At 61.3% G+C, this 13,605-nt stretch carries 14 protein-coding genes; 6 read left to right on the top strand and 8 right to left on the bottom strand.

Annotated elements, in window-relative coordinates:
- Positions 1 to 697: 697 nt before the first annotated feature.
- Both AC1DUY_RS10420 and AC1DUY_RS10415 read left to right on the top strand, forming a co-directional pair.
- Positions 698 to 895: a hypothetical protein gene (locus AC1DUY_RS10420; protein WP_089263559.1), complete on the top strand. Its 198-nt coding sequence runs from the start codon at positions 698 to 700 to the stop codon at positions 893 to 895.
- A 158-nt stretch (positions 896 to 1,053) separates the two neighbouring features.
- The gene (locus AC1DUY_RS10415; RefSeq protein WP_478114066.1) at positions 1,054 to 2,256 is read left to right on the top strand and encodes a serine hydrolase domain-containing protein; all 1,203 of its coding nucleotides are present in this window, start codon (positions 1,054 to 1,056) and stop codon (positions 2,254 to 2,256) included.
- Positions 2,257 to 2,324: 68 nt separating this feature from the next.
- Here the strand turns inward: AC1DUY_RS10415 and AC1DUY_RS10410 are convergent, their stop codons facing one another.
- Positions 2,325 to 2,708: a nitrile hydratase accessory protein gene (locus AC1DUY_RS10410; protein WP_175369149.1), complete on the bottom strand. Its 384-nt coding sequence runs from the start codon at positions 2,706 to 2,708 to the stop codon at positions 2,325 to 2,327.
- A 244-nt stretch (positions 2,709 to 2,952) separates the two neighbouring features.
- Between AC1DUY_RS10410 and AC1DUY_RS10405 the strand changes: the two genes are divergently transcribed.
- Complete coding sequence (locus AC1DUY_RS10405) at positions 2,953 to 4,599, top strand: amidohydrolase (protein WP_175369150.1); 1,647 nt, start codon at positions 2,953 to 2,955, stop codon at positions 4,597 to 4,599.
- 171 nt (positions 4,600 to 4,770) lie between these two features.
- On the opposite strand, the gene AC1DUY_RS10400 is transcribed toward AC1DUY_RS10405, so the two are convergent.
- Entirely contained in the window at positions 4,771 to 4,989 is a 219-nt protein-coding gene (locus AC1DUY_RS10400) for a DUF3551 domain-containing protein (RefSeq protein WP_089263548.1), read from the bottom strand.
- A gap of 514 nt (positions 4,990 to 5,503) precedes the next feature.
- Between AC1DUY_RS10400 and AC1DUY_RS10395 the strand changes: the two genes are divergently transcribed.
- Together AC1DUY_RS10395 and AC1DUY_RS10390 are read left to right on the top strand one after the other, a co-directional pair.
- A complete protein-coding gene (locus tag AC1DUY_RS10395; protein ID WP_478114013.1) occupies positions 5,504 to 5,818 on the top strand; it encodes a DUF6894 family protein in 315 nt (104 codons plus the stop codon).
- A 207-nt stretch (positions 5,819 to 6,025) separates the two neighbouring features.
- Positions 6,026 to 7,468 (top strand): alpha/beta hydrolase, encoded by a 1,443-nt coding sequence (locus AC1DUY_RS10390; protein WP_478114011.1) that lies wholly within the window; start codon positions 6,026 to 6,028, stop codon positions 7,466 to 7,468.
- Between the two features lie 25 nt (positions 7,469 to 7,493).
- Here AC1DUY_RS10390 and AC1DUY_RS10385 read toward each other — a convergent pair whose 3' ends face one another.
- Entirely contained in the window at positions 7,494 to 7,916 is a 423-nt protein-coding gene (locus tag AC1DUY_RS10385; protein ID WP_231081269.1) for a DUF992 domain-containing protein, read from the bottom strand.
- Between the two features lie 398 nt (positions 7,917 to 8,314).
- On the opposite strand from AC1DUY_RS10385, the gene AC1DUY_RS10380 reads away from it, so the two are divergent.
- The gene (locus AC1DUY_RS10380; RefSeq protein ID WP_478114009.1) at positions 8,315 to 8,848 is read left to right on the top strand and encodes a tellurite resistance TerB family protein; all 534 of its coding nucleotides are present in this window, start codon (positions 8,315 to 8,317) and stop codon (positions 8,846 to 8,848) included.
- Between the two features lie 45 nt (positions 8,849 to 8,893).
- Here AC1DUY_RS10380 and AC1DUY_RS10375 read toward each other — a convergent pair whose 3' ends face one another.
- From AC1DUY_RS10375 to AC1DUY_RS10355, 5 genes are read right to left on the bottom strand one after another with little or no spacing between them, the layout of a single operon-like run.
- Positions 8,894 to 10,525, bottom strand: a complete 1,632-nt coding sequence (locus tag AC1DUY_RS10375; protein WP_478114063.1) for a proton-conducting transporter transmembrane domain-containing protein — start codon at positions 10,523 to 10,525, stop codon at positions 8,894 to 8,896.
- Positions 10,522 to 12,045: a complex I subunit 5 family protein gene (locus AC1DUY_RS10370; RefSeq protein ID WP_478114007.1), complete on the bottom strand. Its 1,524-nt coding sequence runs from the start codon at positions 12,043 to 12,045 to the stop codon at positions 10,522 to 10,524. Before AC1DUY_RS10370 ends, AC1DUY_RS10375 begins: the two co-directional genes overlap by 4 nt.
- A complete protein-coding gene (locus tag AC1DUY_RS10365) occupies positions 12,045 to 12,377 on the bottom strand; it encodes an NADH-quinone oxidoreductase subunit K (RefSeq protein ID WP_478114005.1) in 333 nt (110 codons plus the stop codon). The genes AC1DUY_RS10370 and AC1DUY_RS10365 overlap by 1 nt, the downstream gene beginning before the upstream one ends.
- Positions 12,374 to 13,315, bottom strand: coding sequence for a hydrogenase subunit MbhD domain-containing protein (locus AC1DUY_RS10360; protein ID WP_478114003.1), 942 nt, complete (start codon positions 13,313 to 13,315; stop codon positions 12,374 to 12,376). Before AC1DUY_RS10360 ends, AC1DUY_RS10365 begins: the two co-directional genes overlap by 4 nt.
- Positions 13,312 to 13,605: a cation:proton antiporter gene (locus AC1DUY_RS10355; RefSeq protein ID WP_478114001.1), complete on the bottom strand. Its 294-nt coding sequence runs from the start codon at positions 13,603 to 13,605 to the stop codon at positions 13,312 to 13,314. The genes AC1DUY_RS10360 and AC1DUY_RS10355 overlap by 4 nt, the downstream gene beginning before the upstream one ends.

The following is a 13,605-nucleotide window of genomic DNA, read 5'->3' as shown; positions in this document are numbered from 1 at the left end:
ATGGGAAGGGAGCCTCAAGCGAATAGGCCGGACACGTTTCGACTTGGTCGTCCGTCACACTGTCCAGAGGTCTTTCCATCCCAAGGTCGGCCGTCTCCTTGCCAGTGGCAGTGCTGGCGCAGATCCGTCCTGCCCGAAGACAGACGTCACCCCCAAACCGCGTAACGCCGCATCTCCGGCGTCCACCGCATCCAGCCCCGCGAACGTGACGATCGCGCTCGCCCCTCTCATCGGGGCCGGACGATGGAGAATATAATCCATACAGGGATGCTGTCAACGAAGAATAGGAAAAAATGTTGGGGGGCTGTCTGCCGCCTCCAACTCGTCATTCCCCGGCAAACCAATTGGTTTGCCTGAGGGCGGGACCGACGCCGCAGGCGACGGGACCGAACCTCAGCCACTCCACTTGGAGTGGCTGAGGTTCCCGACATGTTTTGCGCTGAACACTCCGAGATTCCGGGCTCAGTCCGGCCCCGGAATGACGAGCGGGGGTCGGGATTCCCCGGCATCGAACAATATGTGTGACGCAAATACCGCCAAAGGCGCCAAAACCGCTGCATTCGTAAGTATCCGGCTACGCGACGAAACAAATCTCTGCTTCCACGAAACAATTTTCTACACAGACGCCATCGGCTGGAAACCGGCCGGGACTACACCTCCATGCAACAAGTAGCCGCGTAGACGGCAGGAGGCCGCCATGAACCACTCGATCCACAGCGCAGACCGCAGCACGCATCTGAAGATCGTCGTTGTCGCCCTGGTTGCCGGCATCGCGGTTGCAGGTTTCGGCATTGCCGCCCGCACGGGCACCAGCGACGGCACCCAGACGGCCCGCGTCATCAAGGCCGGCCAGCCGACCGCCCTCACCAGTTCGAACACGACGGCGGTTCGCTGATTGTCGCATCAGGACACCGGACCGGTTTGGGCGTGATGCGCCGGTGATGCCGGCGCACCGCGCGTTTCAACCTTGGCACCCTCGACAGTCCCTCTGCCCTGCCATAGTAAATCCTTGAGCGCATCGACGCGCCGAAGACGCAGGACAGACCTTTGACTGTGACAGATGTGGCGCCGGGTGCAGGCGAAGCCAACAGCACCATTCGTCAAGCTTCCGCGACGAGCCCCCAAACTGCAACCGACGCGATCATCAATTCCTATGCCGGCCGATCGATGCCCATCGATCATCTACGGACCTTCGTCACGCCCGAGATGAATTTCGCGACGCGCACCATCAAGGCGGGCGCACCGGTGCGGCCACTGATCTATAGCAAGCACACGCTACCTGACTTTCCGATCGTCTCCAATGGCGCGAGTTACGACATCTACGACTACGTTTCGCGCAACCGCGTCGCTGGAATTCTGGTGATGAAGGACGACGAGGTTCTGCTCGAACATTACGATCTCGGTATCGAGGCATCGACACGCTGGCTGTCGATGTCGATGGCGAAATCCTTCAGCACCACACTGATCGGCGCTGCCATCCAGGACGGGTACATCCAGAGCGTCGACGATCCGCTGGTGAATTATCTTCCCGAATTTTCCGGCACCGCCTTCGAGGGTGTCAGCGTGAAGACGCTGATGCAGATGACGTCAGGTGTGCGCTGGAGCGACGATCAGACCGACGCACAGTCCGAACGCCGCAAGCTGCTCGAATTGCAGGTGGCCCAGCAGCCCGGCGCCATCATGCGCTACATGGCGGAGCGTCCGCGCGCCGCGACGCCCGGCACGCAATGGACCTATTCGACCGGCGATACCCATGTTGTCGGCGCGCTGGTGAAGGCGGCCACCGGCAAATGGCTGAGCGATTATCTCTCGGAGAAGATCTGGTCCAGACTCGGCATGGAGGCCGATGGATGCTGGTGGCTGGAAGCACCGGGCGGACTGGAAGTCGCCGGCAGCGGGATGTTTGCCACCCTGCGCGACTATGCACGCTTCGGCCGTTTCATTCTCGATGACGGCGTGATTGATGGAGAGCGCGTGCTGCCGGAAGGCTGGATGCGTGCGGCCGGCGCCGCGTGTGAGATCAACGGCCAGCGCGTCGATTACGGCTATATGTGGTGGATCGTACCGGGCGCGGACGGCTCGCTCGATGACGGCGCTTTCACCGCACGCGGGATATTCGGGCAACTGATGTATATCAATCCCAAGCATCGCGTGATCTGCGCGGTGCTGAGCGCGCGGTCGAAGCCACCGACGATGGTGAATCCGGCGGTGGCGGACAATGCGTTCTTCAATGCGGTGGTGAAGGCGCTGAAGTAAATCTCCGTCATGCCCGGGCTTGTCCCGGCCATGACGTGGAGACGGTGCGAAGCCACGCTCACATGTGACTAGTGAAAATCCGCCGGGGTCAGTTCGATCGGCTGGCCATGCGGCGTGCGATCGGCGGCGTGGTCCCAGGCATCGCGGTAGCGATGCAGCGCATCCGCCGTCGTCACACCCTTTTCGGCGATCAGGTTTTCCAGCGTCGCCAGCCAGTGCCGGTAATAGGTCTCGCCGGTGTCGGCATCGCCGCCCGCCTGGGCGCGCTTGATCTCGGCAGCCAGCGCCGCAGCCCATTCCGTCCAGGTGAACACGCCGCGCTCATGCAGCGTCACGGCCATGGCAAAGGCCTGGGCCTCCCACGGCTCGCGAAACACCGGACCCTCGGCGTCACAGGGGATGCTCGGGATTTCGGCCGTCGCACGGGTTGCAGCTTGAGTATTGGTCGTCATCACACCGGCTCCAGACATCAGGCGAATCCTACACCGACGCGCGCCTCACGCAAATGTCGCTGCGTGACGCGCATGGCAGGTGTCTAATTCCTGACCTGCGAGAAAAACTCCAACATAAAGCGCGATATGCGGCGCGTTGCCCCGTCTGCAGGCTCACACTGCACAATCTGCGATCTTGCTCCGCTGAATAATTTTGGCGTACCCGTCGCTGCACTCGATCCCGTGAATAAAAGGTAGACTTAAGATGGAAAAGCCAAGCCTCATCCTGACCGGAGGACGCGTGTTCTGTGGTCTCAACGAGGGCTTTGTCGAAGCCATCGCGATCGCATCGGGACGCGTGCTGGCGACAGGTTCGGCCCAGACAATCGCCGAGCTTGCCGGACCGGATACGCGCATCATCGAACTCGCCGGCCGCACCGCCATCCCGGGCCTGAACGACGCCCATATGCATTTGTTGCCGCTCGGCCTGACCATGACCGAGATCAATCTGCGGCCGGAGACCGGCGCTAACTCGATCGGCGAAATCCTGCGCCGCGTCGCCGAGAAGGCGAAGACCGCCAAGCCCGGCGAATGGATCAATGGCCGCGGCTATGACCATTACGAGCTCGCGGAAAAGCGTCATCCCACCGCGGAAGAGCTCGATCAGGTCGCGCCGAACAATCCGGTCTATCTCAAGCGCACCTGCGGCCATGTCGCCGTGATCAACACACAGGCGATGCGCGCGGCCGGCATCGGCCACAACACGCCGCAGCCAGATGGCGGCATGATCGAACGCCGCGACAACAAGCTGACCGGCCTGCTCGCCGAACGCGCGCTGCGCCTGATCGTCGACGCCGCGCCGAAGCCCAGCGCCGAACGCCTGCGCGATGCGATCGACCGCGCCAGCCGGTTCATGCTCGAGCAAGGCTTCACCAGCGTGATGGATGCCGCGGTCGGCATGGCCGCGGGCATGGATGAGATCGATGCCTACGAGCATCTTGCGAAATCGAACACGCTGCCGATCCGCACCTGGGTCTGTATCTACGGCAACACCGACGGCATCGGCGATCAGGCCCATGCTGCAGGTTATCGCTTCGGCCGCGAAGTCGGCATGCTCCGCTATGGTGCAATGAAAGTGTTCGGTGACGGCAGCGCCGGCGGCCTCACCGCTGCGATGTCCGAGCCCTATCTGGTTGGCGATCCCGATAACCGCGGCATCTTCTGCTACACCGACAAGGAAATGCACGACTATCTCGCGCATTATCACGACCTCGGCTACCAGCTCGCGATCCACGCCATCGGCGACGCCGCCATCGAGCAAGTGCTGTCAGGGATCGAGAAGGCAGGTACGGCGGAGAACCCGATCCTCGGCCGGCGCCACCGCATCGAGCATTGCGGCTTCCTGAGCGACAGCCAGATCGCACGCATGGCCGCCTCGGGCATCGATCCGGTCCCGCAGCCGGTCTTCATGTATGAATTCGGCGATCTCTACATCACCAATCTCGGCCAGGCGCGCACCGATGTCGCCTATCCCATGCGCAAGTGGTTCGACGCCGGCCTGCATCCGGCAGCGAGTTCGGACGCACCGGTCTCCACCACCGATCCGTTCAAGAACCTGTTCACGATGACGACGCGCATGTCCAACCGCCATACATTGCTGGGCGAAGGACAGAAGCTGTCGATGGCGGAAGCGATCCACGCCTACACCTATTTCGGCGCCTATACGCAATTCGCCGAAGATCGCATGGGCCGTCTGGTGCCGGGCCAGCTCGCAGATATCGCCGTGCTCAGCCACGATGTCTTCACCTGTGCGCCCGAGGAAGTCGAGAAAGACACCCGCTGCGACCTCACCATTCTCGGTGGCGACGTCGTCTTCGACAGGCTGGGTCAGGTCGCAGTCGCGGCGGAATAAAGAGAGCGCAAGACGCTGCGATATGCGGTCAATGCCCGCTGTTCAGTCGTATCGCAGCAAAGATCTGTTTGACGGAGGCCCTTGCCGTAAGGGCGCCGCTTCGTCTGTGCATAAAGGTACCGTCGCCAGATGACATGGCGACGGCTGCCGATTCAAAAACGACACTACGCCTCAGCGGACACGCTTGCGGCAGGAGGCACCTGTTCCGCTGACCGCGGCACGGCATTGGTCGATCGTGTCATAACTACAATCGGTGCCCCGCGACTGTGATTTGGCGCACCACGCCCTCCCCTTGGCTTCGCTCTGCGTGGTGACGAATACCATGCTCGCGCTCGCCACGATCGTGGAAACAAGCAGGGACAATAAGAAACGCTTTTTCAGGTTCTGCATCGCATCCTCCTTTTCAATCGTCGGAATAATGGATGACGCGATTGCATCACGATATCGGGTGTTGACCTGATCCGAGCCGCGGAATCACCCCTGCGATCACAGCGAAAGATCGTGACGCGCTGGAATGGCTATCGCAGCCGCAACGGTGCAATCGTATCGCTCACCTGCAATAGCGATGCGATACCGGGTGGGATCTTCCGCTCGATGTGCGGACCCAGCAACGACCATGGCGCCAGTAATACCGGTTATGCCAATGCCGCCTGTGACTCCCCACGGCCGCTCCGGTGGCAGCACCAATAGCCGCACCGCGTCGGCCGCCGACGGCGCCGCCAATGATGGCACCGGACACAGCGCCGCGTCCTGCTGCGCTTTGGGCAAGCGCATCCGCCAGCGGAACCACTGCAGACAGCGCGAGTAGAACGAGCAAGGCTGAGATCCTTCGCATGCGTAACTCCCTGACAATTGATGCTGTGGCCCCCGCACGCGTTCCGATTTGAAATGCACATCCAGAACCATGGCTATCGGGGAAAACCCTTGGTCGGTGCACATGACGCGCCATCGCATGTGTCAGCGCCTTACTAATTATTCACTGGGACACGCGGCTCTTCCGAATTATTGGAGCGCGATGCGATACTTTTTCCATATTCTGGACGGGCCGAAAGTTTTTCCAGATGAGGTCGGAAGCCGCCTTTCAAATCCGAAGCTTGCGATCACGCAAGCGCGCGCCCTTGCTACGGAATTGAGCAAGGCCGGCGCGCTTTGCAGGTCCCATCTGGTGTTCGTTCTCGACGAGAACGGCAACCGGATCTTCAGATGCCGGGCCAACTGACGGCTTCGCATCTGGCTGCCGTTGCATATGCGGATCGGGACGTCGCCGAAGAAGTTGCCGAGTATCAGGGTAAAGCCCGATACCCGCTCAGGTGCTTTCCCCTATATCTCCCGTCGCGCTTCAAATTTTCCGGGCTATCCTGCACCACGTCGTCATTTACGGGGTTCGGTCGTGCGGGCCAGAATCTTCAGATTTGCAAAGATCCTGATGGCGTTTTTCGGCATCGCGCTGATGACGATCTTCGCTGTCCGCATCTACGATTCGCAGCGAGGCCTGCCACTCGAGACATGGCATACCTACGTTCCGCATGAGCTCCATGCGAGCAAGCTGGATACTGCCGACTGGGCGCAATACATGGCGGCTGAGGCGGTGCTTTTCGACGAAGTCCAGCGCGAGGTATCGCAGAAGCTCGATGCGACAGAACGCGTGCCACCCAATCGATATTTTGAAGGCAGCCCGGTCTATCCCCCGCATTTCGTGCAGGATTTCAACCGCTCCTTTGTGCTGGAGCCGAAGGGGAAGCCGGTCGGAGCGGTCGTGCTCCTTCATGGCCTGACGGATTCACCCTATAGCCAACGCCATATTGCGCGTTTCTACCGCGATCAAGGCTTCCTGGCGATCGTACCAAGGCTGCCGGCGCATGGCACTGTTCCGGCCGCGCTGACCGATATCGCGTGGGAAGACTGGATGGCGGCCACGCGGCTCGCAGTGCGGGAAGTCAAGAAGCGTGTGGATTCGCCCGTGCCGCTTCATCTGGTTGGATTTTCCAATGGCGGTGCACTGGCCATCATGTATGCGCTGGATGCCATCGACGACGAAAAACTGTCGCGGCCCGACCGCCTGATATTGATCTCGCCGATGGTGGGTATCACCAGTTTTGCACGGTTTGCCGGCCTGGCGGGATTTCCGGCAATTCTGCCCGCCTTCGCCAAGGCCGCATGGCTCGATGTCGTTCCGGAGTTCAATCCCTTCAAGTACAATTCATTCCCGGTGAACGGCGCGCGTCAATCGCATCTTCTGACCAGGGCTCTGCAACGGAGGCTCGCCCGCTATGCGAGCGAAGGCAGACTGAGCCGGTTTCCACCCATCCTGACATTCCAGTCGCTGATGGATTTCACCGTCAGCACGCGGGCCATCGTCTCCGACCTTTATGCCCATCTGCCTGCCAATGGGAGCGAACTCGTTCTGTTCGACGTCAATCGCACCGCCCGATTTGGCCCCCTGCTCCGCACCAGCACCGACACCGCGCTGGCACGCATTGTACCCGCCGGCCCGCGGCGCTACCGCCTCGCCGTCATTACCAATTCCGGTGACAATAATGACGACGTGATCGAGCGTGTGACCGAGGCCGGCACCGTCGACGAGCATTCCCGCCCGCTCGGCCTGAACTATCCACGGGGCTTCTATTCGCTGTCGCACGTGGCGCTGCCATTTCCGGTCAGCGATTCTCTCTATGGGGCGGAGCCGGACAAGTCCGAGGATTTTGGCGAGAACCTCGGTACCCTGGCGCCGCGCGGCGAACGCAATGTGCTGATCGCCAGCCTCGACTCGTTGATGCGGGCGTCATCAAACCCGTTCTTCCCCTATATGGTCGGCCGGATCGGTGAGAACATTCTCGCCCCCGCAAGGACCGCTCAACCCGCCCGGTAAAGCAATAACCAACGATAAATACCGACTATCGAAGAACGAGATTGGATATGCCCAGTGCCAGATTCAATCCGATCTGGCCCTCGACAGAGAGCGGCTGCAGCGTGATCGTACGGCGTGATCCGCCGACGAGGACATTGGCGCCAAGACCCAGGCCGATGGCAACATTTCCGCTTGCCCCGACATAGCTGCCTCTCAACGTACCGCGGCCGATATTACTGTTGCGCGCAAAGACACCCCAGAACAGCGTTCCCCCGCGCGTGACGCCGACATCGAGGCCAACCCGCCTGATCGTGCCCCTGTAACTATATTGCCGCGCAGCCACAGTGGACAGGAAGACACATTGCATCTCCTGGCGTGAGCCTAGAACCAGCCCGACTCTCGGACCGGTGCTGCATGTCAGTCCGCCGACGCGGAAAAGCTGTTGCGCGTGAGCCGGTGCGGATAGCATCTGCGGGATCAGGAAAGCACATGCCACCGTCAATATGCGAATACTGAACATCTGCTTCCCTCTCGGAGCCGCGACACGAACGACGTGACGTCTGCTGCACGAGGCTAGCCGTCAGCACGCAATAGGTAATCGGGAAAAACCCTGAAGAGGTCGTGATGAGTACCCGGATTGCCGGGGAACATTGATCTGGATTCAGGTACGCGCAGCAACGCGTGTCCCCGCGGAAAATTCCAGGCCATGCGCAGAGGCCGGAGCGCCACAACTACGGCTGCTTTGCCTCGCTTTTGGTCGAATCCGGAAACTTTAAAATTCGGTAAGAAAGTGGCGGCGCCGATGGACAAACGCCATCTTCAGCTCAGGCGACCGCTCCTGAAACTTCCCAGATATCGCGGGCCCGGATGGCCGGCCGCAAGAGCGCAGTCGTCGTTGTCTCTGAAGAGAATGGTCGGGTGATGTTTGGATCAATCAAGGCGTTCATCTCGCGTGCGATGGAAGACGCCAATCAACGGAAAAACGTCGAGCAGAGAGAGCTTCTCATCGTGACCGCGGCATTGCTCATCCGCGTTGCCACCGTCGATAGCGAGCTATCGGATATCAGGCGCGTCAGATTGCATGCCATTTTCAGATCGCATTATGGGCTGGATGACGCGGCTACGGTTCAGCTTCTCGTTGATGCAGATGCAGTCGCCCGTAGCGCGGTCGATCTTTACCGCTTTACCCGGCAACTCAACGAGTTCCTCGATGACGATGGACGTCGACGGATCGTTCAACTGATGTGGGAGACCGTCTACGCGGATCAGCGGGTCAACGAATTTGAAGAGAATCTGATCTGGCGTGCGGCAGATCTTCTGGGCGTATCGTCCCGGCAGCGCGTCGAGCTTCGACAGCGCGTCGTCGCTGGCATAAAGAATTTGGCCGCGATGTCAGCCTGACGACACGAACATCGCATCCATAGCGATGTCGATTGTTCGGCATGCTCACTGGGCCAAGAGTGCCGCTCCGAGAGCCAGCGTCAGTGCGAGCAGTGAAATTCCCGCAACATGCCATTGGCGAAGCATGCCTTCCGCTTGCTCGATGGTCCTGCCCCAGGCTGGAGCGATCTTCACGCACCTGTCCAGAACCACGACGATATCTCCCTCGGGAATATGGGGCAGCCGCCGCACCCAGCGCCACAGCACGGCCGCCAATATGGCGCCCAACAAAACTGGAAACAGGGCTTTCCATAACAGTTCGGGCGCCAGAGGATTGGGCAGCATCCCTTCGGGAACTGCGAGGAATAGCGCCCATGGCACGATGAGCGACGCTACGGCAGTCGACAGCCATGGCCAGAACAGGCCCGGCGCCGCTGTCGCCTCGTAATCCGTTGATGCCGTCGTCACCAAGCCTCGTACGAACTGCAGCATGAGCAGCGTCGTGCCGACGGCAGACAGCGTTGCAACCGTATTGGCGGCCCCGTCTCCGAGCGGTCCGTCGACCACGATTTTTGCCAGGGCACCGCCGGTCAGCGGCAGCCCGCCAAGGCCGACGGCGATGATCGCCACAGGGAGAAGGATGGGCAACAGATATCGGCGACCGGTCGCCGCGATCACACCGACGGAGAGAAACAGCGCGCCTTTGACCAGCACATGGTTCGCAGAATAGAAGATCGCCGCCAGTGCAGCGCGGCCATCTCCGGCGATCATGCCCATGCCAATGACGGCCACGATGAATCCCATCTGGCTAACGCTCGAATAAGCCAGCACAACCTTGGGCCTGCGTTGCGTCATTCCAATCACCACCCCGTAGAGCGCCGCGAACAGGCCTGCAGCTGCGAGTAACGTTCCTGCGTGGGGCAGTGCCGTATCGAGGGGGAGAAAGCGGATCATTCCGAGGATGCTTGCCTTGACGGCTGCACCACTCAGAACAGCGGCAGCCGGCGCCGGCGCGGCCGCATAGGCCCGTGGCATCCAGACGTGAAATGGAACAAGGCCAGCCTTCATGCCAAAACCTGCGATCAACAGGCTGATGATCAGGTCGCGGTGCGGCGACGTCGGGAGTGCGGCGGCGGCATCGCCGATTAACAGCCCGTTGCCGGGAATATCCGCCGCGAGCAGCACGAAGGCGATGAGCAGCAATGTCTCCGCCAGCAATCCAAGGCCGATATAGAGCGCGCCGGCCCGCCACGCATCGGCCGTTTCATGCTGGATGATGAGGCCACAGGCGCCAAGCGTCAGCATCGCCAAAAACAAATAGAAACCCACCATGTCGGCAGCGAGAAAGACGCCGATGCAACCCGTCAATGCGGTGAGCCAGCACACGGCGAACCGCCCGCGATTCGGCCTGCCCTGCAGATACGGTGACGCATAGGCCCCGGCCATGATCCATAGCAGCGCGGCAACGCCGAGCAGCAGTGCCCCGGGGAGATCAAGGGCGAAAGTCAAATGCAGACGGGCGGGGCCGACGACAAGCGGGGAATCGTCGGAGACAAGGAGCACGGCCACAAATGCAGGAATCGGAGCAAACGCCAGATATGAAGGCATTCGCAGTAATGCCATTGGCCAGAGGCAAGCCAGCAGCATCCCGAGCGGAAAGAGCAAGGCGAAAGCCAGCAAGGGATAGGCCTCTATCATCGCAGCCAAGCCATCGGCGCCTCCGGACGACCAACTTGCAATACATCGATCGGGCCGAGCGCCACGAGCCCCAGCAATACCGAAAGAAGCGCCAGCCCCAGCGCCGCCACTTCCTGATACTTCGGCACCGCGGCGCGCAGTATCAGCGGCGCGCTTGGTGGGCCCATCGCCCGCGACAGCACGATGAAGGTATATGCGCTCGTGAGCAGCCCGCCTGCGATGATCACGATTGCCCACCACCACTGCGCCGTTGCAATCGTCGCCTCCAGCAACAGCCACTTTGCCAGAAAACCGCCCGTTGGCGGCAACCCGATCAGGCATAGGCCACCGAGGCCAAAGGCGAACATCGTCATGGGAAGCGCCCGCGCGATCCCGCCAAGCTCCGAAATCTGGTCATGTCCAAGCGCGGCATAGACAAGTCCGGCAGCCATGAACATGGCTGCCTTGGCGGTCGCGTGCGAGATGGCCTGAAGCATGCCGCCCGTCAGGGCATCGCCATACTGGAGATACAACGGGTCGGCAGCGAGCGGAAACATCAGAAACAGATAGCCGATCTGCGCGACCGTCGAATAGGCGATCAGCAGCTTGAGCCGCTTCTGTCGGAGCGCGACAATGTTGCCGCATATGATCGCCGACGCCCCCAGTGCCCCAATGAGTTGGCCGCCGGCCACACTCAAGAGTCCCGGCATGGCATCGAACCAGAGCCGCACGACGAGAAAGAATGATCCCTTCACCACGACTGCCGACAGAACCGCGCTGGCCGCCGCCGGTGCGCCGGCATGCGCCGGGGGAAGCCAGAGATGCAGTGGAAAGAGCGCGGTCTTGGCGAACAGCCCCACCGTCATCAGCGTGGCAGCAGTGAGCGTCGCCGGCTCGATCTGCACGCGTTGCGACATCAGGACGATGTCGAGGGTCCCATAGCTGCCATACAGCAAGGCCGTTCCGATCAGATAGAGGATCGAGCCCAGCAGTGCGAAGAGCAGATAGCGCAATGCGGCCTGCAAGGTCTCCGCGCGGCCATCGAGACAGACCAGCGGCACCGCAGCGAAGGTCAGCAGCTCAAGCGCAACGTATAGCGTGAACAGATCGCCGCCGAGAAAGATCATGTTCATCGCGCCCGAGATCGCCATGAGCATGACCCAGAACACCAGAGGTGCGCGGGTTTCGACGGATGCTGCACGACTGCCGAAATTCGCATGCGCGAACACGCCGATGAGGCAGATCACGATGGCCATTGCCACCATCATCGCGACTGAAAGTCCGTCGGCGCGCAGCGTGATGCCGAGCGGTGGCTGCCAATTACCCACAATGTAGCTCAGCGACGTTTCGCTTTGCCATACTTTCAGGAAGACAATGCATGCCACGCCGAGACCGGCGGGCAACAGAAACGCGGCAATTCTTTCGGCGTGCCGCCCGCCAAGGACAAACGACAGCAGGATGCCGACAACCGGCAATACGATGGCCAGAACAAGAAGCGCCCCGTCGGCAGTTGTCGCCCCAAGCGCCGTTGCAGCCGGCATCAGGATTTTTCCTCGCCGGTTTCAGAACTGTCGGAACTGATCGAGGCCTGGCCGATCTCATCCCAAAGACGCTGCACCAGCGCGATGGCCATGGCCGTCGCCGCGAACGCGACGACAATCGCGGTGATCACCATCGCCTGAGGAACAGGGTCACCACCGAGCCCGGCCGCTGCCGCCCGCCTGGCGATAATGCCGAACAGCAGAAACACACCGCTCCCGAGCAAATTGAATGCAAGGATCTTGCGTAGCGGCTCGGGATTCGTGATGAACCCGTACAGTCCGATGCCCACCAGCGCTGCGCCACACAAGCCGAACAGCGTTGCCGCGTTCATTGCTGTGGTGCCCGCACCGGGGGTCCTGCGGCTAGCATGCCAAGCGCCACAGCGATCGACAGCGTGAGAGCGGCTTCCACGGCGACAATCAGCGGCTTGGCGTAACCTGCCGGGTAAGCCAGAAAAGCGTCGGCAAATACCCATCCAGCCAAACCAATGACAAGGAACAGCACCGGTCCGGTGACGAGCAGAACACGCAGCCAGAGCCGACCGATCGCAGGAGCGCTCTGTAATCCCGCGACAATGACAAGGAGCCACATCGCAGCCAGCACCGTGCCGCCCTGAAAGGCGCCGCCAGGATCCTTCGCGCCGACCCAGCACATGTAGATTCCGAACACGATTCCCACCGGCGGCAAAAGCTGAGCCAGAAAGATCAGCGTGGGATCGGGCTTTGCGTAAACCTGCAAGCCGGGCATTCCACCCCAGGCATGATCTGGCGCCAGCGACCAGACCCCGAGCAAAGCGAGCAGCAGGACTACCTTTTCGAGCAGCGTGTCGAGTGCCCGGAACACGAACAGCACGCCGGCAACGGGGTTGCCGAGACCACTCGGCGGCAGGTTTTCCATCACCATCGGCGCGAGCGTCGGAACGGGCGCCGGCGGATTGAAGATGGCAACGGCAAGACCCGCCGCGACCGGCGCACACAATGCACCTGCGGCAAGGCGCAGCGGATAACCAACCCTTACACTGTCGACATTCACGGAGCGGGAACGCGCGACGGCGCCGAGCAGCAACAGGCCGGTCATGCCGCCGCCGATCGCTGCCTCTGTCAGCGCCACATCGACCGCGTGGAGCCGGACCCATGCCATGGACAGAAGCAGCCCATAGACGACGAACATGACAACTGCGGCTAATGCCGTGCGCACAAGGATGGCTGAAGCACCGATCGTCAGGATCAGCGCAACGAGAGCAATATCGAAGACGGAGGCGATGCTCATCCGTCCGCTCCGTGGTGGCGTACCGCACCGGCGATCAATTGGGTGACGACCGCCCCGGACAGCTGGACGAGCAGCCAGACGATCATCAATTTGACCGCGAACAGCAGGCTGCTCGTCTGCGGCAGCAAGCCCAGAACGATCAGGCCAAGACCGAGATTGTCAACCTTGGTCAGGGCGTGCAGACGCGTCAGCGTATCCGGGAAACGCAACAGACCCACCGTGCCCGCAAGGAAGAACAGCGCTCCTGCGAAGACCGCGCAAATGGTCAGGATATCCATGACGAGGCTCAT

This window comes from Tardiphaga sp. P4_G1 (assembly GCF_056401215.1).
This window is presented reverse-complemented; position numbering and strand designations above follow the sequence as displayed.